Genomic DNA, 24,514 nt, shown 5'->3' on the forward strand with positions numbered 1-24,514 from the left:
CGACATGCAAGCTAGCAAGCATGGCCTGGCCGGCGGGCAGGCGCCCGAGCGGCCCGACTGGACCATCGACCAGGGCTGGGCCCACTACACCGCCGAGGAGCACGCGGTCTGGAAGACGCTGTTCGAGCGCCAGAGCCGTTTGCTGCCAGGCCGCGCCTGCGACGAGTTCCTCGCCGGCATGGAGCACCTGCCCATCGGCCCCGAGCAGATCCCGAACTTCGAGCAGCTGTCCGAGATCCTGATGAAGCGCACCGGCTGGCAGGTGGTGGCCGTGCCCGGCCTGGTGCCGGACGACGTGTTCTTCGAGCACCTGGCCAACCGCCGCTTTCCGGCGGGCCAGTTCATCCGCAAGCCGCACGAGCTGGACTACCTCGAAGAGCCCGACGTGTTCCACGACGTGTTCGGCCACGTGCCCATGCTGCTGAACCCGGTGATCGCCGAGTTCATCCAGGCCTACGGCCAGGGCGGCCTGCGCGCCAAGGAACTGGGCGTGCTCGAAAAGCTGGCGCGCGTGTACTGGTACACGGTCGAATTCGGCCTGGTGCGCCAGGCCGAGGGCCTGCGCATCTACGGCGCAGGCATCGTGTCCTCGTCCACCGAGACCGTGTTCTCGGTCGAGGACGCCTCGCCCAACCGCATCGGCTTCGAGCTGGAGCGGGTGATGCGCACCCTCTACCGCATCGACGACTTCCAGGAAACCTACTTCGTGCTGGACAAGCTCGACGACCTGCTGGCGCTGGCGCAGATCGACTTCGACCCGTACTACGCGCGGGTCAAGGTCGCCGGCGACCACGAGCCGGGCGACGTGCTGGCCGGCGACACCGTGCTGCACCGGGGCACCGGCAACTACCACAGCAACAAACGCAAGAAAGCCATGGCATGAGCAACGCACAGCCAACCGTGATGATCACCGGCGCCGCCGGCCACCTGGGCCGCGCCGTGGCCGCCGCCTTTGAGGCGCAAGGCGCGCGCCTGGTGCTGCTCGACCGCGATGCCGGCGCGCTGCAGAAGGCCTTCGGCCACCTGGCCGGTGCCACGCTGCTGGCCGCCGACCTGCTGGACCGCGATGCGCTGGCCGATGCCGTGAAGGGTGTAGGCCGCATCGACGTGCTGTGCCACCTGGCCGGGGGCTTTCGCATGGGCGAGCCGGTGCATGCCACGGCGTCCGCCACCTGGGACTTTCTGATGGACCTGAACGCCCGCAGCCTGCTGAACGTGGCCGCGGCCGTGGTGCCGCAGCTCGTCGCGCAAGGCGCGGGCAAGGTGGTGACGGTGGGTGCGGGCGCCGCACGCCAGGGCGGCGCGAACATGGGGGCCTATGCGGCGTCCAAGAGCGCGCTGATCCGGCTGACCGAGTCTATGTCCGCCGAGCTGCGCGACCAGGGCATCAACGTCAACTGCGTGCTGCCGTCGATCATCGACACGCCGGACAACCGCGCCGGCATGCCCGATGCCGACTTCGCCCGCTGGGTCGCGCCCGAGGCGCTGGCCGAGGTGATCGCCTTCCTGGCGTCGGACGCGGCGCGCGCCGTGCACGGCGCGGCCATCCCGGTCACCGGGCGGGTCTAAGCCATAGCAAAAAAGAGAGCGGCCAGCGCTTGTGCAGCAAGCGCTGGCCGCTTTTTTTACCAAAAGATCAGCTGCGTCCGGCCTGCACGATCATCTGCGCTACCACGGCGAGCTGCTGGCGCGTGGCCTCGGGGTCGAGCTTGAACAGGCCCAGCACCGACAGGCCACGCAGCGCCGCCAGGATGACGGCGGCGAAGTTCTCGGGTTGCGGGTGGTTGCGGGCGATCTCGGGGAAGGTGTCTACGAAGTGCGCGAAGTACATCGGGTCGTGCTGCGCGCGGTGCTCGTCGATGCGGTCGAGCAGGGCGGGCGTGGTCTTGCAGCCGAAGAACATGCCCCAGGCCGCCACGTAGCTGGGCGTGCCGTAGACTCGCTCCCACGCGGCCTGCACGAAGAGCTGGGCGCGGCTTTCCAGCGGCTCGCCTTTGATGTCGCCTTCGTCCACCCAGCCCAGCTCGCCCAGCGGCGCCATCACCTCGTCCACCAGGCGCTCCATCAGCGCGTTGCGCGTGCCGAACTGGTGCTGCACAGCGCCCAGCGTCACGTCGGCGCCGCGGGCGATGTCCTGCAGGTTGGCCTGCTGGTAGCCCACCTCCTGCAGCAGCTTCAGCGCCGAGGCGATGATCTTGCGCTGCGTCTCCTGGCTGCGCTCCGCCTGCGTGCGCCGTTTGATCGGCCTGGCTGCGCCGGGCGGTTTGATGTCCATCGTCTTGTCTCCTTACATTTTTGATTTAACGGATGATGCAGCCCGCATCCTACACCGGATGGGCGGCGATGTCGGCACTTTGGCGACTGCTATCAAAAGAAAAGCTGCTGGCGCTTGCTGCACGAGCGCTAGCAGCCTTTTTGGCTGAAAAACTAGCGGAGGCTAGACCTGTTCCAGCGCCTGGTTCAGGTCGGCTAGCAGGTCGTCGATGTGCTCGATGCCCACCGACAGCCGCACCATGCCCTCGCTGACGCCGGCCTTGGCCAGCTCGGCCGCGTCGAGCTGGCGGTGGGTGGTCGAGGCCGGGTGCGTGGCCAGCGACTTGGCGTCGCCGATGTTCACCAGGCGGGTGAAGAGTTGCAGCGCGTCAAGGAAGCGCGCGCCGGCCGCGCGCGGATCGCTGTCGCTGGACTTGAGGCTGAACGACAGGATGCCCGAGGCCTTGCCGCCCGACTGGCGCTGCACCAGCGCGTGGTCGGGGTGGTCGGGCAGGCCGGCGTAGCGCACCCATTCGACCTTGGCGTGCTTCTGCAGGGTCTCGGCGATCTTCTGCGTGTTGTCGCAGATGCGGTCCATGCGCAGCGCCAGCGTCTCTATGCCCTGCAGGATCAGGAAGGCGTTGTGCGGCGAAACGGCCGCGCCGGTGTTGCGCAGCGGCACGACGCGCACGCGGCCGATGTAGGCGGCCGGGCCCAGGGCCTCGGTGTAGACCACGCCGTGGTAGCTCACATCGGGTTCGTTCAGGCGTCTGAAGCGCGCCTTGTGCTCGGCCCAGGGGAACTTGCCGCTGTCCACCACCGCGCCGCCCACGCTGTTGCCGTGGCCGCCGAGGTACTTGGTGAGCGAGTGCACGACGATGTCGGCGCCCAGCTCGATGGGGCGCAACAGGTAGGGGCTGGGCACGGTGTTGTCCACGATCAGTGGCACGCCATGGTCGTGCGCCACCTTGGCCAGCGCGGCAATGTCGGTCACGTTGCCCAGCGGGTTGCCGATGGACTCGATGAAGATCGCCTTGGTGCGCTCGTCGATCAGCGGGCCGAAGCTGGCCGGATCGCGCGGGTCGGCGAACTTCACCGTGATGCCCTGCTGCGGGAAGGTGTGGGCGAAGAGGTTGTAGGTGCCGCCATAGAGCGTGCTGGCCGAGACGATGTTGTCGCCGGCCTCGGCGATGGCCTGGATGGCGTAGGTGACGGCCGCCATGCCCGAGGCCACGGCCACCGCGGCGATGCCGCCCTCCAGCGCCGCGACGCGCTTTTCGAGCACGTCGGTCGTGGGGTTCATGATGCGCGTGTAGATGTTGCCCGCGACCTTCAGGTCGAACAGGTCGGCGCCGTGCTGGGCGCTGTCGAAGGCGTAGGCCACGGTCTGGTAGATGGGCACGGCCACGGCCTTGGTGGTGGGGTCGGGCGAATAGCCGGCGTGGACGGCCAGGGTCTCGATGCGCATGGGGAAGGGCTCCTTGGTTGTGTGCAACTGCCTTTGTAGCAGCTTTGCGGCGCGGCCTCCAACCAACGAATCGGCATGTGCTTATGCCGATGCGCCGGCGAGGCCATGGAAAATGGCTCCCCACGCTCCCCACTGCGTGTGGTCGCTGCCCCTCCCAGAGGGGCGCTTTTCATCTTGGGGCGGCCCGGCGATGAAAAAAGGAACGCCTCGCGGCGTTCCTTGTCTGTCCAGGTCGGGGCGGGCTCAGTAGCCCAGCGCCTTGCCGTCCGGGTTGCGCGGATCGGAGTAGCCCCAGAACTCGCCGTTGCGCACCTGGATGGTCTGGGTGCGGCCCATCGAGGGCTTGACCACCACGTTCTCGCCGCGTGCCTTCAGCGCGTTGATGGTGTCCACCGAGAAACCCTTTTCCACGCGCAGCTCGTCCGGCGTCCACTGCTGGTGGAAGCGCAGCGCGGCCGTGGCCTCGGCCGGGTTCATGCTGAAGTCGATGCTGTTGGTGATGACCTGCAGCACGGTGGTGATGATGCGCGCGCCGCCGGGGCTGCCCGTCACCAGCCAGGGCTTGCCGTCCTTGAGCACGAAGGTGGGCGTCATCGACGACAGCGGGCGCTTGCCGGCCTCGATGGCGTTGGCGTCGCCGCCGACCAGGCCGTATGCATTGGGCACGCCGGGCTTGGCCGAGAAGTCGTCCATCTGGTTGTTGAGCATGATGCCCGTGCCCTTGGCCACGATGCCGCTGCCGAAGTTGGTGTTGAGCGTGTAGGTCACGGCGACGATGTTGCCGGCCTTGTCCATCACCGAGAAGTGCGTGGTCTGGTCGCTCTCATAGGGCTGGGGCTTGCCGGGCTTCACCTCCTTGGCGGGCAGGGTGCGCTCGTCGGTGATGCGCTTGGCCAGCTCGGCCGCGTAGGGCTTGGAGATCAGGCCCTTGACCGGTACCTTCACGAAGTCGGTGTCGCCCAGGTACTCGGAGCGGTCGGCATAGGCCAGCTTCATCGCCTCGGCCATGTGGTGCACGGTGCGGGCGCTGTTGTGGCCCCACTGGTTCAACGGCCACTGTTCCATCATGTTGAGGATCTGCACCACGTGGATGCCGCCGGACGAGGGCGGCGGCATGGTCACGATCTGGTAGCCGCGGTAAGTGCCGCGCACCGGCTCGCGCTCGACCACCTTGTAGGCGGCCAGGTCCTCCAGCGTGATCGGGCCGCGGTGCACGGCCATCTCGCCGACGATCTTCTTGGCGATCGGGCCCTGGTAGAAGGCCTTGGCGCCGCCCTGGGCGATCTGGCGCAGCGAGTTGGCCAGATCCTTCTGCACCAGGCGGTCGTCGCGCTTGAGCGGCGCGCCGTTCTTCCAGAAGATGGCCTTGGTGGCGTCCCACTTGCCCATGTTCTTCTGTTCCTGCTTGAGGATGGTGGCCAGGGTCTCGCTCACCGGGTAGCCCTTGTCGGCCAGCGTGATGGCCGGCGCCATCACGCGCGACAGCGGCATGGTGCCCCATTTCTTGAGCGCATGCTCCATGCCCGCCACGGTGCCGGGCACGCCGACGGCGAAGTGCGTGTGCAGCGACTTGTCGTCGATCACGTTGCCCTTGTCGTCGAGGTACATGTTGCGCGAAGCGGCCTTGGGCGCCATCTCGCGGAAGTCCAGCGCGATGTCCTTGCCGCTCTTGGCGTCGTGCACCATCATGAAGCCGCCGCCGCCGATGTTGCCCGCGTTGGGCAGCGTGACGGCCAGCGCGAAGCCCATGGCGACGGCCGCGTCCACTGCGTTGCCGCCGGCCTTGAGGATGTCCAGGCCCGCCTTGGAGGCCAGTTCCTGCTCGCTCGCCACCATGCCCTGGCGGGCGATGACGGGATGGAACACGTCCATGTCGTAGTCGTAGGCCGCGGCGGCGGCCAGCGTGGCCGCGGTGGCCTGCGGCGCGGGGGCCGCGGCCGGGGCGGTCGCTGCGGGTGGCGTGGCGGCGGCGTCCGCGCTGGCGGCCTGTTGCTGCTTGTCGGTGGGCGTGCTGCACGCGGTCAGTGCGGCGATGGCCAGGACGCTGAGCGTCCACTTGATGGGGTTGTGCACCGGGAGGTCTCCTTTCGTTGTGCCATGCCGCGCAGGGCATGGACAACGCAGTGTATCTCCCGCGGCGCCGCTATTTCACCCTTTGCTTTTCGAGCTTGCGCGCCAGCGTGCGGCGGTGCATGCCCAGGCGCCGGGCGGTCTCGGAGATGTTGAAGCCGGTGGCGGCCAGGGTCTCGTGGATCTTCTCCCACTCCAGCGTCTTGATCGACGTGGTGCTGGTCGAGAGTTCCACGTCGGGCGTGCCCTCGGAGCGGCTGAACGCGGCCTCGATGTCGTCGGTGTTCGAGGGCTTGGCCAGGTAGTGGCAGGCGCCGAGCTTGATGGCCTCGACGGCGGTGGCGATGCTGGCGTAGCCGGTCAGCACCACGATCAGCGCGTCGGGGTTGAGCTGGTGCAGCATCTGCACGCAGTTCAGGCCCGAGGCGTTGCCGGCGAGCTTGAGGTCCATCACGGCGTACTGCGGGCAGTGCTGCTGCAGCAGCACCTCGACCTCCTCGGCGCTGCTGGCGTGCAGCACGCGGTAGCCGCGCCGCTCGAACGAGCGCTGCAATGCGCGCGCGAAGGCGGCGTCGTCCTCGACGAGCAGGAGCAGGCGTTCGGAGGTGTCAGTCATCGGTTTCTTCAAAGGCTATCGAGGACAGCGGCAGCGTGATGCGCACCTCGGCGCCGCCGCTGTCGCGGTTGCGGGCCCGCACGCTGCCACCCAGCGAGCGGGCCACGTTCATCACCAGGAACAGGCCCAGGCCGCCGCCGGGGCGGCCCTTGGTCGACTGGTAGGGCTTGCCCAGGTTCTCGAGGATCTGCGGTGCGAAGCCCGGGCCGCGGTCCGAAACCTGCAGCGCCAGCGCGTCGCCGTGGCTCTCGATCAGCAGCTGGACCTCGGCGGGCGAGGCTTCGAGCGCATTGTCCAGCACATTGAAAATCATCTGCTGCAGCGAGGTATCCGAGATGATCGGCTGGTCGTGCTCCAGGTGCTTGAGGTAGATGAAGCGCGCCGGCTGGCGGCGGTCGCGCCACTGCTGGGCCACCTTGTCCATGAAGGTGATGAGCGTGGTGCTCTCGGGCGCGTCGCCGCGGGTCTCGCCAGCCGACAGCAGCACGCCGGTGACGATGGACTTGCAGCGCAGCACCTGGTGCTGCATCTCCTGCACGTCCTGCAGCAGCTCGCTGTTGTGGGCGATCTGCGGCAGGCGCTGCCAGTCGCCGAGGATGACCGACACCGTGGCCAGCGGCGTGCCGAGCTCGTGCGCGGCGCCGCTGGCCAAGAGGCCCATGCGCACGATGTGCTCCTCTTCGGCGGCGCGCTGGCGCAGCTGCGCCAGGCGCTGGTCGCGGCGCTGCAGGTTGGCCATGATACGGTTGATGAAGGCCACCAGCAGGATGGCGTTCAGCCCGAAGCTGATCAAGAGGCCGATCAGGTACAGCCGCGAGATGCTGCCCTGCTGGTGCTGCAGGATGGCCAGCGGCTGGTGCGCGAAGGCAAGCGCGGCGGCGCAGGCCGTGCTCACGCCCACGATGGCCCAGGCAAAGCCCGGCCGCAGCAGGATCGCGCCCAGCGTGACCTGCAGCAGGTACAGGCCGATGAAGGGGTTGTTGGCGCCGCCGCTCAGGTAGAGCTGGAAGGTGAGGGCGCCCACGTCCACCAGCAGCGCGACGAAGAGGTCGAGCGAGGTGACGTCGTGCTGGCGCCAGCGCAGCCAGCCGATGTTGAGGGCGTTGAAGGCGACCAGCGCCGCCACGATGAGCAGCATGGGCTGCAGCGGCAGCGCGATGTCGAGGCCGTAGTGCACCAGCGAGATGGTGACCACCTGGCCCACCACCGCCAGCCAGCGCAGCTGCACGAGCAGCTGCATGTTGCGGCGGTCGGTGGTGTGGGTGACGCTGAACGGGGAGTCGGAAGTGGAAAACACGCTGCGATCTTAAGACGGCAGGCTGGTTAAAAAATAATAGCTGATGGCGCTTGCTGCATGAGGGATTCAAATATCTTTGTATCTGAAATGACCATGCAGCAAGCGCCAGCCGCTATCTTTTCTTTCTGCCGTGGCGCACCACCAGCCAGGCGGCGCCGACCACCATCGCGGCCAGCCCGTACCAGGTGAGGGCGTAGACCAGGTGGTTGTTGTGGAAGCGCACCACGGTCATGCCGGGGCGCGGTGCGTCTGAGGCCGCGGCGCCGGGCAGGGCCGCGGCCTTGGACGGGATGCCCGCGTCGATGAAGAACGGCGCGGCGGCGTCGAGGCCGCCCGCCTGCGCGATGGCCGCCACGTCGCGCGAGAACCAGCGCTGCTGCGCCGGCTCGTTGCTGCGCAGAAAGCCGCCGTGCGGCTCGGACAGGCGCAGCAGGCCGGTCACGCCCACGGGGCCGGCCTGCGTGTGGCTGGCCGCGTAGGCGGCATCGCTCCACGCGGCGCGCTGGCTGTCGGGGATGAAGCCGCGGTTGACCAGCACCTGGCCGCCCTGGTCCAACTGCAGCGGCGTCAGCACCCAGAAGCCGCTGCCCAGCTCGGTGGCGGCCTGGGCCAGCACCGTCTTGCCGGCCAGCCATTGGCCTTCGGCGCGCACGGCCTGGTATTCGAGGTTGCCCAGGTCCAGTCGCGGCCAGCCGGCCTGCGGCGGCAGCGCCACCGGGCTGGCGTGCACGCGCTGCTCCACGCGCTCGATCAGCGCCAGCTTCCACGACAGGCGCTGCACCTGCCAGGTGCCGAGTGCGGCGAAGCCAATGAATAAGGCGATGCCCGCCAGTGCAAGCATCGCCTTCAGAAGAGAGGACCGCCGGGGCCGGCGGTCCGCGTCCGCTGCGGTCGCCACCGTCAGTGGTGCGCGCCGTGCGGTGCGGCCTGGGTGGCTTCGGTGCCGCCCGGCATCAGGTGCTGGTGCTGCGGCATCATGTGGGCGTTCATGTTGTGCATGACCCAGAGCGTGCCGGCGATCACGATGCACACGAAGATGATGGTGAAGATGGTGGACAGCATGGTCCAGCCGCCCTCGACCTTGCCGTTCATGTGCAGGAAGAACACCATGTGCACCAGGATCTGCACCACGGCGAAGGCCGAGATCACCAGCATCGTGGTGGTGCGGCTCTCGAACACGTCGCCCATCACCACGGCGAAGGGGATGGCGGTGAGGATGATCGACAGGAAGAAGCCGATCATGTAGCCCGAGAAGGTGCTGTGCGGGCCGTCGTCGTGGCCGTGGCCATGGCCATGGTCATCGTGGTGGTCGCCGTGGGCAGCGTGGTTGTGTTGCGCGCTCATTTACAGCACTCCCATCAGGTATACGAAGGTGAAGACGCCGATCCAGACCACGTCCAGAAAGTGCCAGAACATGGACAGGCACATCAGGCGGCGGTTGTTCTCGCGGGTCAGGCCGTGCATGCCGATCTGGATCAGCAGCACGGTCAGCCAGATCAGGCCGAAGGTGACGTGCAGGCCGTGCGTGCCCACCAGCGTGAAGAACGACGACAGGAAGGCGCTGCGGCCAGGGCCCGCGCCTTCGTGGATCAGGTGGTGGAACTCGTACAGCTCCAGGCCCAGGAAGCCCAGGCCGAACAGCGCGGTGACCACCAGCCAGGCCATCGTGCCCTTGACCGAGCCCTTTTGCTTCATCAGCATGGCGAAGCCGAAGGTGATGGACGAGAACAGCAGCAGCGCCGTGTTCATCGCCACCAGCGGCAGGTCGAACAGCTCGGCGCCGCTCGGGCCGCCGGCATAGCTGCGGCCCAGCACGCCGTAGGTGGCGAACAGCACGCCGAAGATGAGGCAGTCGCTCATCAGGTAGAGCCAGAAGCCCAGCGCGGTGCCGTTCTCGGGATGCGGTTCTTCCTTGGGGAAGTAGTCGCGCGCCAGCGGGGCGCCGGCCGCGGGGTGGTGCAGGGTGGTCGTATCAGACATGGCGTGCCAGGAGTTGGGTGCGGGCTTCTTCGGTGGCGGCCACTTCGGCTGCCGGGATGTAGTAGTCGCGCTTGTAGTTGAAGGTGTGGATGATGGCGCTGAGCACGATCGCCGCGAACGACGCCACCGCCAGCCACCAGATCTGCCAGATCAGCGCGAAGCCGAGCACCATGGCGAGCATCGAGATGATGAAGCCGGCCGCGGTGTTCTTGGGCATGTGCACGTCGGCATAGCCGCCGAGCCTGCGGGCGAAGCCGTGCTTCTTCATGTCCCACCAGGCATCGCTCTCATGCACCTGGGGCGTGAAGGCGAAGTTGTAGTTCGGCGGGGGCGAGGAGGTGGCCCACTCCAGCGTGCGGCCGCCCCAGGGGTCGCCCGTGTGGTCGGCCAGTTCCTTGCGCTTCATGATGCTGACGCCCAGCTGCACGAAGAAGGCGGCGATGCCGATGGCCACCAGCACGGCGCCGAAGGCGGCGATGATGAACCAGATCTGCAGCGAGGCGTCCTCGTAGTGGTTGATGCGGCGGGTCACGCCCATCAGGCCCAGCACGTACAGCGGCGTGAAGGCCACCCAGAAGCCCACCAGCCAGAACCAGAACGACACCTTGCCCCAGAACTCGTCCAGCTTGAAGCCGAAGGCCTTGGGGAACCAGTAGTTGATGGCGGCGAACACGGCGAACACCACGCCGCCGATGATCACGTTGTGGAAGTGGGCGATCAGGAACAGCGAGTTGTGCAGCACGAAGTCGGCCGGGGGCACGGCCAGCAGCACGCCGGTCATGCCGCCGATCACGAAGGTGAACATGAAGCCCATGGTCCACAGCATCGGCACGTCGAACTTGATGCGGCCGCGGTACATGGTGAACAGCCAGTTGAACACCTTGGCGCCCGTCGGGATCGAGATGATCATCGTCGTGATGCCGAAGAAGGCGTTGACGCTGGCGCCCGAGCCCATGGTGAAGAAGTGGTGCAGCCACACCAGGTACGACAGGATGGTGATCACCACGGTGGCGTAGACCATCGAGGTGTAGCCGAACAGGCGCTTGCGGCTGAAGGTGGCGACGATCTCGGAGAACACGCCGAACGCGGGCAGCACCAGGATGTAGACCTCGGGGTGGCCCCAGATCCAGATCAGGTTCACGTACAGCATGGCGTTGCCGCCCAGGTCATTGGTGAAGAAGTGCGTGCCGGCGAAACGATCGAGCGACAGCAGCACGAGCACGGCGGTCAGCATGGGGAAGGAGGCAACGATCAGCGCGTTGGTGCACAGCGAGGTCCAGGTGAAGATGGGCATCTTCATCAGGTTCATGCCGGGGGCGCGCATCTTGATGATGGTCACGATCAGGTTGATGCCCGACAGCGTGGTGCCCACGCCCGCGACCTGCAGCGCCCAGATGTAGTAATCGAGGCCCACGCTCGGGTCGTTGTAGCCCAGGCCCGACAGCGCCAGCCAGCCGTAGGTGGAGAACTCGCCCAGGAACAGCGAGAGCATCACCAGCACGGCGCCGCTGGTCGTCATCCAGAAGCTGAAGTTGTTCAGGAACGGGAAGGCCACGTCGCGCGCGCCGATCTGCAGCGGCACCACGTAGTTCATCAGGCCCGTCACGAAGGGCATGGCCACGAAGAAGATCATGATCACGCCGTGGGCGGTGAAGATCTGGTCGTAGTGGTGCGGCGGCAGGTAGCCCATGTTCTCGCCGACGGCGATGGCCTGCTGCGCGCGCATCATGATCGCATCGGAGAAGCCGCGCAGGAACATGACCAGGCCGAGGATCATGTACATGATGCCGATCTTCTTGTGGTCGATGCTGCAGATCCAGTCCTTCCAGAGCGGACCCCAGAGGCGGAACTTGGTGATGGCGGCCACCATGAACAGGCCGCCGAGCACGACGGCGATGAAGGTCCACAGCACGATGGGCTCGTGCACCATCGGTATGGAATCCCAGGTGATCCGCCCGAGCAGCGAATCGTGGTTGAAGTTGGAAATGGCAGACATAGATGGGATATCCGGTTACTGGGCGACGATGGCCTGGGCTTCGCCAGCGGACAGGGTGGAGGCGATCCGCACGGCGTCGCGGACGGTGCAGACATCGTCTGCGGGCGGATTCAGCAGCGACTGCTTGCTCTCGGCGCGGGCCTTGATGTTGGCCAGGGCGTCCTTGGCCATCATCTCGTCCATGCACATCTTGCCTTCCTCGACGCAGCGGTTCAGCACGGCGTGGTACAGGTCCTTGTCCACGGCCTTGAACAGGCGCACCGGATCGCGCTCGCTGGGCTTGGCCAGCTGCTGGTACTCGCCGCGGGTCAGGCTGCCGCCCTCGGCCTTGGTCTTCTGCACCCACTGGGCGAAGTCGCCGTCGGACAGGCCGTGGAGCTTGAAGGTCATGCCGGCAAAGCCCGCGCCGCTGTAGTGCGAGCCCTTGCCCTCGAACACGCCGGCGCGGTTGATGACGCCGTTCAGGCGCGTCTCCATGCCCGGCATCGCGTAGATCATGCCGGCGAAGTCGGGCACGTAGAACGCGTTCATCGTCGTCGTGGCCGTCAGCTTGAACTCGACCGGGCGGTCCACCGGCGCGGCCACCTCATTGACCGTGGCGATGCCCTGCTCGGGGTAGATGAACAGCCACTTCCAGTCCATCGCCACGGCCTCGATCACCAGCGGCTTCGTGCCTTCGGGCAGCGGGCGGCTGGCGTCGATGCGGTCGATCGGACGGTAGGGATCGAGCTTGTGCGTATAGATCCAGGTCAAGGCGCCGAGCGCGATGATGATCAACAATGGCACGGACCAGATGATCAGCTCCAGCGAGGTGGAGTGGTGCCATTCGGGATCGTAGTCCGGGGCGGCGTTGGACTCGCGGTACTTCCAGGCAAAGAAGAAGGTCAGCAGCAGGACCGGGATGATGATGATCAGCATCAGCAGCGTGGCGATCACCACCAGGCGGCCCGACTGCGCGGCCACGTCGCCGGCGGGGTTGAGCACCACCATGTTGCAGCCGCTGAGGCTGGCGGCCACCAGGGCGGCAATGAGCCAGGACGGCCCTCTGAGTTTCTTGAAGTTAGACATGCGCAGAGCGCCGGCAGGCGCGATTAGGTAGAAACATGGATTGCAAAATACCGCCAAATGTAAATGCTTGAGGCAGGCCTGTCGATTGGACATTTTGTCCTACGTCCCGCGTGAGAAAACCCTGCCAGGCTCCTGGGTGGGTACCATGAGGACAGGCCTTTTCTGCTTGAGTGAGGAGCATTTGCATGAGTAATCTGAGTTACGCAGCAGCCCCAGCGGGGGGAGTCACAGGCCCGGAGGGTCGGTCCAAGGGCCACGACGAGGAGGTCACCCCGAGCGAGATCGCTGTCGGCGTGATTATCGGCCGTTCTTCCGAATATTTTGATTTTTTCGTGTTCGGTATCGCTGCGGTGCTGGTGTTCCCGTCCGTCTTCTTTCCCCATTTTTCCAAGCTCAACGGCACCCTGCTGTCCTTCGGCGTTTTTGCGCTGGCCTTCATCGCGCGCCCCATAGGCACCGCGATCTCGATGGCCATCCAGCGGCGCTGGGGCCGCGCCACCAAGCTGACGACGGCGCTGTTCCTGCTGGGCAGCTGCACGGTGGGCATGGCCTTCCTGCCCAGCTATGAAACCCTGGGCCGCACGGCCATCGCGCTGCTGGTGCTGTTTCGCTTCGGCCAGGGCCTGGCGCTGGGCGGCTCCTGGGACGGCCTGCCCTCGCTGCTGGCCATGAGCGCCCCCAAGGGCCGCCGCGGCTGGTACTCGATGATGGGCCAGCTGGGTGCGCCGCTGGGCTTCGTGCTGGCGGCCTCGCTGTTCGCCTACCTGTATGGCTCGCTGTCCGAGGAGGAATTCCTCACCTGGGGCTGGCGCTATCCGTTCTTCGTGGCTTTTGCCGTCAACGTGGTGGCGCTGTTCGCCCGCCTGCAGCTGGTGATGGGGCAGAACTATTCCAAGCTGATGGAAGAGCGCGAGCTGGTGCCGGTGGGCGTTGCCAAGCTGATCGACGAGGAGGGCGGCAACGTGGCCCTGGGCGCCTTCGCGGCGCTGGCCAGTTTCGCGCTGTTCCATCTGGTGACGGTGTTCCCGCTGTCGTGGATCGTGATGTTCTCGGACCAGCCCGTGGTCGAGGTGCTGAGCGTGCAGATCGCCGGCGCCTGCTGCGCCGCGGTGGCGATCGCCGCCTCCGGCTGGATTGCCGACCGCTTCGGGCGCCGCAACACGCTGGGCGTCATGGCCGTGCTGATCGGGCTGTTCAGCCTGGCCACGCCCATGCTGCTGTCCAGCGGCACCTCCGGCAACAACGTGTTCATCATCCTGGGCTTCATCCTGCTGGGCCTGTCCTACGGCCAGTCGTCCGGCACGGTGACGTCCAACTTCTCGCCTACTTACCGCTACACCGGTGCGGCGCTCTCCACCGACATGGCCTGGCTGATCGGCGCGGCCTTCGCCCCGGTTGTGGCGCTGGGCCTGTCGGCCAAGTTCGGCCTGATCGCGGTGAGCATCTATCTGCTGTCGGGCGTGGTGTGCACGCTGGTGGCGCTGGCCATCAACCGCGCGGTGGAAGGCCGGGAGACCACGGCATGAGTTTGTTTCTGGTTCGGAGCCGTTGCCGCTATTGAAGCGGTGGCGAAAGGCGGGGTTGCACCGGCCTTGAAGCTCCCGACTCGAAAAGGCCGCCAATTCATTGGCGGCCTTCTTTTATGGGCGTGTGGCGGGCGCTTATTCAAAAATGAGAGCTTCTAGCGCTTGCTGTGTAATCAATTCAGATGGTTTTGTGCCTGAATCGATTATGTAGAGAGCGCCAGATGCTCATATTTTTATCAGGCCTGCGTGGGCGCGGGGCGCGTGCGGTAGAACTGCATCGGGAACTCCTGCATCTCTTTGAAGTGCTGGTTCATCACCGATTTCTTCATCTTGCCCACCACGTGCATCTCGCAGGGCTTGCAGTCGAAGCGCAGCGTGAGCTTTTCCTTGCCGTTGATGAGCTGTAGCGGCTCGGCCTTGATCGTGCCCTTGACGCCGATCACGCCCTTGGCCTGCTTGGGGCACAGGCTCATCGAGAAGCGCACGCAGTGCTTGGTGATCATCAGCGAGACTTCGCCTTCCTCTTCCTTGCTCTCGTAGGCCGCGTCGATCACCTTCACGCCATGCTTCACGTAGAAGTCGTGCGCCTTGTTGTTGAACACGTTGGCCAGGTAGCTCAGCGTGTCTTCGGGGAAGGGCGCGGGCGGCTCCACCGGCGTGGCGCGCGGCAGGCGGACAAAGCCCTTGGCGCGGTTCTCCTCCAGCGCGGCCACGGCATCGCGGCGCAGCTGGTTCAGCGCCGAGGCGGGCACGAACCAGGGTTGCGACAGCTGCAGGCTGATGTCGTTGACGGCGAAGACGGTGGCGCCGAAGCGGCCCAGCTGCTCGCGCAGCGAGGCCTCGGCCTTGACGGCATCGGTGGCGGCCTGGTGCAGCTGGGCGATGGCGGCGCTGCCGGTGAAACCGTCCTCGTCGGTCAGCACCAGCGCAAAGCCGTCGGCGCTCTCGCGCAGCTCGGCCCACAGGGCTATGCGGCGGTCGCTCGACTTCTTGTCCAGCGTGCGCACCCAGTCCATGTCGCGGTTGCGGTTGATCTCCAGGCCCTTGCGCAGGTCCTTGAAGCCGGCGATGGCGTCCTTGGGGAAGACGCGCCAGATGCCTTTTTTGGCGTTCACGCATTCGGCGCGGTTGATGTGCACGCCCACCAGTTCCTTCTGCAGGTCGTAGTAGCACAGGCCGTCGCCGTTGTGCAGCACGGCGGCCTTGTCGCTGACCTCCAGTTCGAACCACTTGTCGCCCAGCTGCGTGACCCAGCCGATGGCGCGGCCCGGCGTCTTGGGCGTGTCGAAGGCGCCGATGTCTTCCTGGCGGCCGTTGACGAAGTAGTCGGTGAACTCGCGGTTGAAGTTCTGGTCCGGATCGGGCTCGAAGGTAAAGGTCGTGCGTCCCGAGGACGAGCGTGCCAACGGTGCATCGGAGAACTCGCGCTCCTCGATGATCTCGTCCAGCAACTTGCGGTAGTGGGCCGTGATGTTCTTCACATAGCCCATGTCCTTGTAGCGGCCCTCGATCTTGAAGCTGCGCACGCCGGCGTCGATCAGCGCGCGCAGGTTGTCGCTCTGGTTGTTGTCCTTCATCGACAGCACGTGCTTCTCGTGCGCGATGATGCGGCCGCTGGCGTCCGTCACCTCGTAGGGCAGGCGGCAGGCCTGGTTGCAGTCGCCGCGGTTGGCGCTGCGGCCGGTGTGGGCGTGGCTGATGAAGCACTGGCCCGAATAGGCCACGCACAGCGCGCCGTGCACGAAGAACTCGATGGTGGTGCGCGCCGGATCGGTGGCCGCGCGCACGGCGGCGATCTGGCGCAGGTCCAGCTCGCGCGCCACCACGATCTGCGACAGCCCCGCGTCCTGCAGGAAGCGCGCCTTCTCGGGCGTGCGGATGTCGGTCTGCGTGCTGGCGTGCAGTTGGATCGGCGGCAGGTCGAGCTCCAGCAGGCCCATGTCCTGGATGATGAGCGCGTCGGCACCGGCGTTGTAGACCTGCCAGGCCATCTTGCGGGCATCCTCCAGTTCGTCGTCGCGCAGGATGGTGTTGAGCGTGATGAAGATGCGGCTGCCGAAGCGGTGGGCGTGCTGGATGAGCCGCTCCAGCTCGCGGATATCGTTGCCCGCGGTGGCGCGCGCGCCGAAGGCCGGGCCGCCGATGTAGACGGCATCGGCGCCATGGTTGACGGCCTCGATGCCGATGTCGGCATTGCGCGCGGGGGAAAGCAGTTCGAGCTGGTGGGGCAGGAGGGACATGGGGCGGGATTATCCCTAGGGCGCGCGGCCGGGGCGGCCGTCGCCGGGTGCCGGCGCGCCACAGGCGGGCGCCAGCCACAGGGATGCATTCAAGTGTTTGATTTGCTTGTATTTTACCTTGCAGACGGATTCCAGGGCCCAGCGGTCGGCAAAGATATTCGCCTTGTCAATGGATGACACCCGGGTGATTGATGCCGGCTGAGCATCAATTGCCGCCAAAAAACGCAGCGATGGGCCTGGTGTTGGCGATACGCTGCCTGCTTCACCTGTGAGCGCTCCCATGACCGAAGCTACGCCACTCCCCACCATGTACCTGCCGCGCCAGTTCGCCAGCCAGGATGTGCAGCATGCGCTCACCGTCATGCGCCAGCACCCGCTGGCCAGCGTGACGGCGGTCGACGAGGGGGGCTTTCCGTTCGTATCCTATATCCCGCTGCATGCGGAGCACCGGCCCGAGGCCGGCGGCGCCGGGCTGACGCTGTGGGGCCACTGCTCGCGCGGCAACCCGCACTGGAAGCTGCTGCAGCAGTCGCCGCAGGCGCTGGTGGCCTTCCGCGGCGCGCAGGCCTATCTGTCGCCCAGCGTCTACCCCGACCTGGAGCGCGTGCCCAGCTGGAACTACGTGGCCGTGCACTGCCGCGTGCAGGTGGAGCTGATCGACCAGCCCGAGGACAAGGACCGCCTGCTCAAGTGCCTGATCGGCGACCACGAGCCCGCCTACGCCGAGCAGTGGCGCGGGCTGGATGCCGATTTCACCCGCAAGCTGCTGGGCGGCGTGGTGGGCCTGCGCATGCAGGTGCTGCAGTGGGAGTGCAAGCTCAAGCTCAACCAGCACCGGCCCGAGTCGTATGCGGCCCTGCGCGCGGCCTACGAAACCCATGCCGAGCTGGGCGACGACGATGCGCACGAGCTGCTGCAGTGGATGGACCGCCTGGGCATGCGCGAGACCGAAGAGGCGGCCCGGTGAGGTTCATGCTGGGCCTGGTCGGCCTGCTGGTGGTGCTGGCGCTGGTCGCGGTGCTGGGCAAGAAACAGCTGCAGGCCACGCGCGAGATCGCCGTGCAGCCGGGAGGGCCGGCGGTCACGGCCGGCGGCAATGTGCGCGAGCAGAGCCAGCAGATCCAGAACCAGGTCAGGCAGCAGCTGGAGTCGGCCATGCAGCCGCGGCCGGTGGATGCCGAAGATTAACCATGAAAAAAGCTGCTGGCGCTTATGCAGTAAGCGCCAGCAGCTTTGTTTTTGATAGCGATTGGGTTTATTTACCCCAACTGTCCTTCAGCCCCGTCACGCGGTTGAATACCGGCTTGCCGGCCTGGTGGTCCTTGCGGTCGGCCACGAAGTAGCCGAAGCGCTCGAACTGGAACTTGTCGTCCGCCTGGGCCGTGGCCAGCGAAGGCTCCACGTAGGCGGTGACGGTCTGCAGGCTGTCGGGATTCAGCAGCGCCAGGAAGTCCTTGCCGCCGGCATCGGGCTGGGCGTCGGTGAACAGGCGGTCGTACAGGCGCACCTCGGCGGCCAGGCCGTCGGCCACGCCCACCCAGGTGATGGCGGCCTTGACCTTGACGGCATCGGCGCCGGGCGTGCCGCTCTTGGTGTCGGGCACCACGGTGGCCAGCACCTTGGTCACCTGGCCGTCGGCATCCTTCTCGCAGCCGGTGCACTCGATCACGTAGCCGCCCTTGAGGCGCACCTTGTTGCCGGGGAACAGGCGCTTGTAGCCCTTGGGCGGTACCTCGGCGAAGTCCTCGTGCTCGATCCAGACCTCGCGGCCCAGCGTGAAATGGCGCTCGGGCACAGCCTCGCCCTCGCCATGGTGGGGCAGGGCGGGCAGGGTGCAGGCTTCGAGGTGGTCGGCCGCGCCGAAGACCTCGGCCCAGTTCGTCAGCTCCAGCTTCACCGGGTCGAGCACCACCATCGCGCGGTGGGCCTTGTTCTCCAGGTCTTCGCGCAGGCAGCCTTCGAGCGTGCTGTAGTCGATCCAGCTGTAGTCCTTGGTGACGCCGATGCGCTCGCAGAAGAGCTGGATGCTCTCGGGCGTGTAGCCGCGGCGGCGCAGGCCGACCACGGTGGGCATGCGCGGGTCGTCCCAGCCGTTGACGATGCCGCTGTCCACCAGGTGCTTGAGCTTGCGCTTGCTGGTGATGACGTAGGTCAGGTTCAGGCGCGAGAACTCATACTGGCGCGGCTGCGGCGCGGCGATCATGCCGCCTTCGCGCAGGTGGTCGAGCAGCCAGTCGTAGAACGGGCGCTGGTCTTCGAACTCCAGCGTGCAGATGCTGTGGGTGATGTGCTCCAGCGCGTCCTCGATGGGGTGCGCGAAGGTGTACATCGGGTAGATGCACCACTGGTTGCCGGTGTTGTGGTGCTCGGCATGGCGCACGCGGTAGATGGCGGGGTCGCGCAGGTTGATGTTGGGCGAGGCCATGTCGATCTTGGCGCGCAGCACGGCGGCGCCGTCGGGCAGCTTGCCATCCTTCATGTCGGCGAAGCGCTGCAGGTTCTCGGCCACCGAGCGGTCGCGGAAGGGGCTGTTCACGCCGGGGCGGGTGAAGTCGCCGCGGTTGGCCTTCATGTCGTCGGCCGACTGCTCGTCCACATAGGCCAGGCCCTGTTCGATCAGGTACACCGCACAGCGGTGCATGAAGTCGAAGTAGTTGCTGGCGTAGTACAGGTTGGCGTGGCCGTCGGCATCCTTCCAGTCGAAGCCCAGCCAGTGCACGGCATCGATGATGGCGTCCACGTACTCCTGGTCTTCCTTCTCGGGATTGGTGTCGTCGAAGCGCAGGTGGCAGGTGCCGCCGAAGTCGCGCGCCAGGCCGAAGTTCAGGCAGATCGACTTCGCATGGCCCACGTGCAGGTAGCCGTTGGGCTCGGGCGGAAAGCGCGTGCGGATGCGGGCGGCGTCGACCGGCCCCTGGTCATGGTGGGCGGCATCGCCGGGGCCGCCGCCCCAGCGGCGCTGGGCGTAGGTGCCATGGTCCAGGTCGGACTCGATGATGTGGCGCAGGAAGTTGGTGGGTTTGACCGCCTCTGCGGGGTCGGCTTTCGGGTGCTTGTTCGCGTCGGAGCTCATGGTTGCTATTGTAGGTTCGGCTGCGGCAGTTACCGATGGACACGGAATTGAGGAGATGGATACTATTGTTTTACCCAACAATGCCAACCTGTGGGCCGGCTGGCGCGTTAGAGATGCAGGATAGTTCCAGCATGGAAATGGCAAGCACCGCTGGCCGTCTCTGCCCGTGAAAGGGGATGAATATGAATACCAATATGCGTTCTATGGCCGCCAAGGCCGTGGCTTCGGGCCTGCTCCTGGGTCTGGGCCTGGTTTCCGGCGCAGCCCATGCCAGCCGGGTGAACTGGTCGGTAGGCGTCAACGTGGCCCCGGTGGCCATCGGCGTGAGCAATGGCTACTATGCGCCGGCGCCGGTCTATGCGCCCGCACCGGTGTATGTGGCTCCGCAGCCGGTCTATATGCCGCCGCCCCAGGTGGTGTACCGCCCCGTGCCCGTGTACCGTCCGGCACCGGTGTACTACGGTCCGCCTCCGGGCTACTACCGCCACCATCGCCATCACCGCCACCACGGCGACTGGCGCTGAATCAGCATTCACGCAGAAGGCCCGGCAGATGTCGGGCCTTTTTGTTGGGGCTGTCGCATGGATGCGCCCTGCGGTTCGGTGGGACGGGATAATGCCGCTTTTGAGCGACTTCCCTCCATCCCATGAAGACCGTCTTTGTTCTCAACGGCCCGAACCTGAACCTGCTTGGCCTGCGCGAGCCGGGCATCTATGGCGCCAGCACCCTGCAGGACGTGGAGCAGCTGTGCGAACAGGCTGCCCAGCGCAACGGCTTTGCACTGCGCTTCCACCAAAGCAACCACGAGGGCGAGCTGATCGGCTGGCTGCACGAGGCCGGCGCCCTGCGCCGCGAGGGCAAGCTCGCCGGCGTGGTGCTGAATGCCGCTGCCTATACCCACACCAGCGTGGCGCTGATGGATGCCATCAAGGGCGCCGATGTGCCGGTGATCGAGCTGCACATCTCCAACGTCCATGCCCGCGAGGCCTTCCGCCACCATTCCTACATCGCGCCGGTGGCCCGCGCGGTGATGTGCGGCCTGGGCGTGCAGGGCTACAGCCTGGCCATCGACGCGGTGGCCCAGTGCCTGCATGATTAATTTCCGCGCCGCAGCGCCGGTCGATATCGACGCGGTGCGGCAGCAACTGCCCGCGAGCTGGCAGGCGCTGGAGGCCAGCGCCCGGCGCGTGGCCACGCCCTGCGGCGATGGCGATCTGGTCTGGCATGCCTGGGGCGAGCCAGGACAGAAGCCGCTGGTGCTGCTGCATGGCGGCAGCGGCAGCTGGTCGCACTGGATCGCCAACATCCCCGCGCTGCTGGGGCAGGGCTACCAGGTCTGGGCGGCGGATCTGCCGGGATTCGGCGATTCGGCGCTGTCGCCCGATGGCTGCGATGCCCAGGCCATGGTGGAGCCGCTGTACGCCGGCTTGCGCGCGCTGGGCCTGCTGGGCTGCCAGCTGGTGGGGTTCTCGTTCGGCGGCCTGTCGGCGGCCCTGCTGGCAGCGGCCCATCCCGATGTGGCCCGGCAGCTGGTGCTGGTCGGCGCGCCGTCGATGGGCGTGGTGGCGCAGCGGCAATACACGCTCAAGGGCTGGCGGCACCTGCCGCAGGCGCTGCAGCACGAGGCGCACCGCCACAACCTCGCGGCGCTGATGCTGCACGACCCGGCCCGCATCGACGCTGCCACGCTGGCGCTGCACGAGTACAACGTGCTGCGCGACCGCATGCCGCGCCGCCGCGTGGGCCCGTCGGACACGCTGGCGCAGACGCTGCCGCGGCTGCACGGCCCGGTGGCGGTGGTCTATGGCGAGCACGATGCGCTGTACCGTGGCCATCTGGCGCAGCTGCGGGCCGCCTACGAGGCCGGGCTGCACCGATTGCAGGAATTCGTGCTGGTGCCGGAGGCCGGCCACTGGGTGCAGTACGAGCAGCCCGGGGCCTTCGACCGCGAACTGCTGCGGCTGCTGGAAGCCTAGCGCCGCAGCTTGGCGCAGGCCTGGTCCACGAACTGCAGCACTGGCAGCGGCGCCCAGGGGCGGTCAGGGCCTGGGTGGACCATGATCCACCACAGCGCGATGGCCGCGAAGCCCGTGCCGTACACCACCAGGCCCTTGCGGGCCTTGCGCCGCTGCCACAGCATGGCGATGCACAGCAGGCCGCCGCCAACCCAGACACCCAGAATGAGCGCGCGCGCCGGCGCCGACGATATCGAGCCGGCCAGCCGGAACCACAGCGCGCTCGCGCCCCACAGCAGCCCCGCCAGCATCAACACGGAAGCCAGCAGCTTCAGCAATCCCAGTACCCACGCAAGCAACCGCATACGCCCACTACCCCCGATGGCTTTGTCCAGTGGCGCATGGCAGCGCCGGGCGCGAGCATAGCCGAGTTTCGGGGGCGTTTGGCCGTCGCCGGGCGGTGGATGCGGGACAATGGCCCGTCCGCCGGCCCTCGGAGGCCGGCACGCTGGTATTTGCCCGTATTGATGGCGATCGCAACTTACGTTAATCTCTTATTTTTTCTTTGGGGCGTTTTATGAGTCAGCCTTCCGCTTTGCCTTTTGCCACCCGCTTGAACAATGTCGAAACCTCGGCCATCCGCGAGCTTTTCAAGCTGCTGGGCAAGCCGGGCATCATCAGTTTTGCCGGCGGCTTTCCTGATGCCGCCATGTTCGACGTGGATGGCATCCAGCAGGCGGTGGATGCCGCGCTGAAGGAAGAACCGGGCGCGGCGCTGCAGTACGGCGCGACCGAGGGCTACCAGCCCTTCCGCGAGCAGATCGCCCAGCTGATGGCGGGCAAGGGCGTGCAGGACCTGGCACCCGACCAGCTCATCGTCACCACCGGCAGCCAGCAGGCGCTGGACCTGCTGGGCAAGACCATGATCTCGCCCGGCGACAAGGTGATCGTCGAGGGCCCGACCTTCCTGGCCACCATCCAGTGCTTCCGCCTCTACGGCGCCGAGCTGATCAGCGCGCCCATCGACGAGCACGGCGTCAAGACCGACGAGCTGGAGAAGCTGATCGCCGAGCACAAGCCCAAGCTGGTCTACCTGATCCCCACCTTTGGCAACCCGAGCGGTGCCATGCTGTCGCTGGAGCGCCGCAAGCAGGTGCTGGAGATGGCCGTGCGCCACCAGACCCTGATCGTCGAAGACGACCCCTACGGCGACCTGTATTTCGGCGATGCGCCGCCGCCCAGCCTGCTGGCGCTGTCCGCCCAGGTGCCGGGCAGCCGCGACTTCCTGGCCCACTGCGGCAGCATGAGCAAGGTGCTCAGCCCCGGCCTGCGCCTGGGCTGGCTGATCGCGCCGGCCGAGCTGCTGGCCAAGTGCGTGATGTGCAAGCAGTTCAGCGACGCCCACACCAGCACCTTCAGCCAGGCCACCGCCGCGCAGTACCTGAAGGCCGGCCGCATGCCCGCCACGCTGGCGCGCGTGCGCAAGACCTACGGCGAGCGCAGCCGCGCCATGGGCGACGCGCTGCGCCGCGAGTTGGGCGACGCCGTGCGCTTCGTACAGCCGCAGGGCGGCATGTTCTTCTGGGTGCAGCTCACGGGCGCGAACGGCCAATGCGCCGACGGCGAGGTCTTCGCCAAGCGCGCCATCGAGAAGAACGTGGCCTTCGTGCCGGGCACGCCCTTCTTCTGCAACAACCCCGACCGCTCGACGCTGCGCCTGTCGTTTGCCACCAGCGACATCGCCAAGATCGAAGAGGGCATCGCCCGCATGGCGCAGGCCCTGTGATGGCCGACGCCTTGCGCGAGCGGCTGGAGGCGCTGGAGGTCAAGCTCGCCTACGCCGACGACCTGCTCGAGGAGCTGAACCTCACGGTCTTCCGCCAGCAACAGCAGATCGAGCTGCTGCAGGAGCAGATCCGCCAGTTGCGCCAGCAGCTGCCCGCCGACACAGGCGGCGCGGCGGTGCGCAGCCTGCGCGACGAGCTGCCGCCGCACTACTGAGCCGGCTGCTGGATCAGCCGTTCCCGGGCCGCCCGCATCACGCAGTCGGTCAGGCGCTGCAGGCCCGGCTGGGCCATGCGGGTGTGCACCCAGTACAGCGGCACGTCCAGCTCGGCCTGCGGCAGCAGTGGCACCAGCCGGCCTTCGCGCAGCTCGCGCTCCACCATGATGAGCGGGTGCATGCCCCAGCCTATCCCGGCCTGGCTCGCGCCGATGAAGGCACTGACCGACGGCAGCCAGTGCGCCGGCGGCGGCCGCCGCGGGGCCAGGCCCTGGGCCTGCAGCCACTGGTCCTGCAGGCGGTCCTTGCGGTCGTAGATCAGCATGGGCGCGCGCGCCAGCGCCTCGGGCGTAGGGCCGTCCGGCAGATGCCGCGCCACGAAGCTGGGGCTGGCCGCGGCCACGTAGGCCATGGTGCCCAGCGGCCAGGTGTTGCAGCCGGCGATGGGGCTGGCCGTGGCGGTCACGGCGGCCATCACCTCGCCCTGTCGGATGCGCTGCGCCGTGTGGTTCTGGTCGTCGATGCCAATGTCCAGCAGCTCGTTGCCGCCCTGGGTGAACTCGGCCATGGCCTGCATGAACCAGGTCGACAGCGAATCGGCATTCACCGCCAGCTTGAGCGTGGGCGCGATCGACTGCCCATCGTCCGCCAGCTCGGGGTGGGCGCGGCGCAATTCGTTTTCGAGCAGGCCGACCTGCTCCAGGTGCAGGCACAGGCGCTGGCCCAACTCGGTGCCCGTGCAGGGCTGGCCGCGCAGCACCAGGATCTGGCCCATGCGCTCCTCCAGCTGCTTGACGCGCTGCGACACCGCCGACGCGGTGATGTGCAGCCGGCGCGCCGCGCGCTCGAAGCTGCCTTCACGGATCACGGCGTTCAGGGCGGCCAGGCCGAGGTAGTCGAGCATGAAGCAATGCTTAATATGGCTTAGAGGATTTAATTTTACTAATCTGAATGCGCCCCGCACAATCCG

The 24,514-nt window shown here is 66.9% G+C and carries 24 protein-coding genes; 10 read left to right on the top strand and 14 right to left on the bottom strand.

What is annotated here, in order from left to right:
• Positions 1–4: 4 nt before the first annotated feature.
• Positions 5–883: a phenylalanine 4-monooxygenase gene (phhA, locus tag ACYVKR_RS11405; protein ID WP_460481026.1), complete on the top strand. Its 879-nt coding sequence runs from the start codon at positions 5–7 to the stop codon at positions 881–883.
• Entirely contained in the window at positions 880–1,569 is a 690-nt protein-coding gene (locus ACYVKR_RS11410; RefSeq protein WP_460481027.1) for an SDR family NAD(P)-dependent oxidoreductase, read from the top strand. The genes phhA and ACYVKR_RS11410 overlap by 4 nt, the downstream gene beginning before the upstream one ends.
• A 67-nt stretch (positions 1,570–1,636) precedes the next feature.
• Here ACYVKR_RS11410 and ACYVKR_RS11415 read toward each other — a convergent pair whose 3' ends face one another.
• From ACYVKR_RS11415 to cyoA, 10 genes are all read right to left on the bottom strand, one after another.
• Positions 1,637–2,275: a TetR/AcrR family transcriptional regulator gene (locus ACYVKR_RS11415; protein ID WP_460481028.1), complete on the bottom strand. Its 639-nt coding sequence runs from the start codon at positions 2,273–2,275 to the stop codon at positions 1,637–1,639.
• 162 nt (positions 2,276–2,437) lie between these two features.
• Positions 2,438–3,721: an O-acetylhomoserine aminocarboxypropyltransferase/cysteine synthase family protein gene (locus ACYVKR_RS11420; RefSeq protein ID WP_460481029.1), complete on the bottom strand. Its 1,284-nt coding sequence runs from the start codon at positions 3,719–3,721 to the stop codon at positions 2,438–2,440.
• Between the two features lie 243 nt (positions 3,722–3,964).
• Positions 3,965–5,794 (bottom strand): gamma-glutamyltransferase family protein, encoded by a 1,830-nt coding sequence (gene ggt / locus ACYVKR_RS11425; RefSeq protein WP_460481030.1) that lies wholly within the window; start codon positions 5,792–5,794, stop codon positions 3,965–3,967.
• 70 nt (positions 5,795–5,864) lie between these two features.
• Complete coding sequence (locus ACYVKR_RS11430) at positions 5,865–6,407, bottom strand: response regulator transcription factor (protein ID WP_460481031.1); 543 nt, start codon at positions 6,405–6,407, stop codon at positions 5,865–5,867.
• Positions 6,400–7,704: an ActS/PrrB/RegB family redox-sensitive histidine kinase gene (locus tag ACYVKR_RS11435; RefSeq protein ID WP_460481032.1), complete on the bottom strand. Its 1,305-nt coding sequence runs from the start codon at positions 7,702–7,704 to the stop codon at positions 6,400–6,402. Before ACYVKR_RS11435 ends, ACYVKR_RS11430 begins: the two co-directional genes overlap by 8 nt.
• A gap of 112 nt (positions 7,705–7,816) precedes the next feature.
• Positions 7,817–8,545: an SURF1 family protein gene (locus ACYVKR_RS11440; protein ID WP_460481033.1), complete on the bottom strand. Its 729-nt coding sequence runs from the start codon at positions 8,543–8,545 to the stop codon at positions 7,817–7,819.
• Positions 8,546–8,604: 59 nt separating this feature from the next.
• Entirely contained in the window at positions 8,605–9,048 is a 444-nt protein-coding gene (cyoD, locus tag ACYVKR_RS11445) for a cytochrome o ubiquinol oxidase subunit IV (RefSeq protein ID WP_460481034.1), read from the bottom strand.
• On the bottom strand, positions 9,049–9,684 hold the full coding sequence (gene cyoC, locus ACYVKR_RS11450) for a cytochrome (ubi)quinol oxidase subunit III (RefSeq protein WP_460481035.1): 636 nt from the start codon (positions 9,682–9,684) through the stop codon (positions 9,049–9,051).
• Positions 9,677–11,680: a cytochrome ubiquinol oxidase subunit I gene (gene cyoB, locus ACYVKR_RS11455; RefSeq protein ID WP_460481036.1), complete on the bottom strand. Its 2,004-nt coding sequence runs from the start codon at positions 11,678–11,680 to the stop codon at positions 9,677–9,679. Before cyoB ends, cyoC begins: the two co-directional genes overlap by 8 nt.
• 15 nt (positions 11,681–11,695) lie before the next feature.
• Entirely contained in the window at positions 11,696–12,748 is a 1,053-nt protein-coding gene (gene cyoA, locus ACYVKR_RS11460; protein WP_460481037.1) for a ubiquinol oxidase subunit II, read from the bottom strand.
• 185 nt (positions 12,749–12,933) lie between these two features.
• On the opposite strand from cyoA, the gene ACYVKR_RS11465 reads away from it, so the two are divergent.
• Positions 12,934–14,274, top strand: coding sequence for an MFS transporter (locus ACYVKR_RS11465; protein ID WP_460481038.1), 1,341 nt, complete (start codon positions 12,934–12,936; stop codon positions 14,272–14,274).
• 236 nt (positions 14,275–14,510) lie between these two features.
• Here the strand turns inward: ACYVKR_RS11465 and ACYVKR_RS11470 are convergent, their stop codons facing one another.
• Positions 14,511–16,514 (bottom strand): peptidase U32 family protein, encoded by a 2,004-nt coding sequence (locus tag ACYVKR_RS11470; RefSeq protein WP_460481039.1) that lies wholly within the window; start codon positions 16,512–16,514, stop codon positions 14,511–14,513.
• 280 nt (positions 16,515–16,794) lie between these two features.
• Here ACYVKR_RS11470 and ACYVKR_RS11475 point away from each other — a divergent pair, with 280 nt between their 5' ends.
• Together ACYVKR_RS11475 and ACYVKR_RS11480 are read left to right on the top strand one after the other, a co-directional pair.
• A complete protein-coding gene (locus ACYVKR_RS11475) occupies positions 16,795–17,481 on the top strand; it encodes an FMN-binding negative transcriptional regulator (RefSeq protein ID WP_460481040.1) in 687 nt (228 codons plus the stop codon).
• Positions 17,482–17,486: 5 nt separating this feature from the next.
• A complete protein-coding gene (locus ACYVKR_RS11480) occupies positions 17,487–17,702 on the top strand; it encodes a hypothetical protein (RefSeq protein ID WP_460481041.1) in 216 nt (71 codons plus the stop codon).
• 67 nt (positions 17,703–17,769) lie between these two features.
• Here ACYVKR_RS11480 and ACYVKR_RS11485 read toward each other — a convergent pair whose 3' ends face one another.
• A complete protein-coding gene (locus ACYVKR_RS11485; RefSeq protein ID WP_460481042.1) occupies positions 17,770–19,587 on the bottom strand; it encodes a glutamine--tRNA ligase in 1,818 nt (605 codons plus the stop codon).
• A 194-nt stretch (positions 19,588–19,781) separates the two neighbouring features.
• On the opposite strand from ACYVKR_RS11485, the gene ACYVKR_RS11490 reads away from it, so the two are divergent.
• The 3 genes from ACYVKR_RS11490 to ACYVKR_RS11500 all read left to right on the top strand — a co-directional run bounded on the left by ACYVKR_RS11490 (position 19,782) and on the right by ACYVKR_RS11500 (position 21,563).
• Positions 19,782–20,111, top strand: a complete 330-nt coding sequence (locus tag ACYVKR_RS11490; RefSeq protein WP_460481043.1) for a hypothetical protein — start codon at positions 19,782–19,784, stop codon at positions 20,109–20,111.
• A 122-nt stretch (positions 20,112–20,233) separates the two neighbouring features.
• Positions 20,234–20,686, top strand: coding sequence for a type II 3-dehydroquinate dehydratase (gene aroQ / locus ACYVKR_RS11495; protein WP_460481044.1), 453 nt, complete (start codon positions 20,234–20,236; stop codon positions 20,684–20,686).
• On the top strand, positions 20,679–21,563 hold the full coding sequence (locus tag ACYVKR_RS11500; protein WP_460481045.1) for an alpha/beta fold hydrolase: 885 nt from the start codon (positions 20,679–20,681) through the stop codon (positions 21,561–21,563). The genes aroQ and ACYVKR_RS11500 overlap by 8 nt, the downstream gene beginning before the upstream one ends.
• Here the strand turns inward: ACYVKR_RS11500 and ACYVKR_RS11505 are convergent.
• Complete coding sequence (locus ACYVKR_RS11505) at positions 21,560–21,880, bottom strand: hypothetical protein (RefSeq protein ID WP_460481046.1); 321 nt, start codon at positions 21,878–21,880, stop codon at positions 21,560–21,562. The genes ACYVKR_RS11500 and ACYVKR_RS11505 overlap by 4 nt on opposite strands.
• 257 nt (positions 21,881–22,137) lie before the next feature.
• Between ACYVKR_RS11505 and ACYVKR_RS11510 the strand changes: the two genes are divergently transcribed.
• Positions 22,138–23,328 carry an aminotransferase-like domain-containing protein gene (locus ACYVKR_RS11510; protein WP_460481268.1) on the top strand — a complete coding sequence of 397 codons (1,191 nt, stop codon included), beginning with the start codon at positions 22,138–22,140 and terminating at the stop codon, positions 23,326–23,328.
• The gene (locus ACYVKR_RS11515; protein ID WP_460481047.1) at positions 23,328–23,543 is read left to right on the top strand and encodes a SlyX family protein; all 216 of its coding nucleotides are present in this window, start codon (positions 23,328–23,330) and stop codon (positions 23,541–23,543) included. The genes ACYVKR_RS11510 and ACYVKR_RS11515 overlap by 1 nt, the downstream gene beginning before the upstream one ends.
• Here the strand turns inward: ACYVKR_RS11515 and ACYVKR_RS11520 are convergent.
• Positions 23,537–24,448, bottom strand: coding sequence for an HTH-type transcriptional regulator ArgP (locus tag ACYVKR_RS11520; protein WP_460481048.1), 912 nt, complete (start codon positions 24,446–24,448; stop codon positions 23,537–23,539). The genes ACYVKR_RS11515 and ACYVKR_RS11520 overlap by 7 nt on opposite strands.
• Positions 24,449–24,514 lie beyond the last annotated feature (66 nt).

This window comes from Comamonas humi (genome assembly GCF_054782535.1).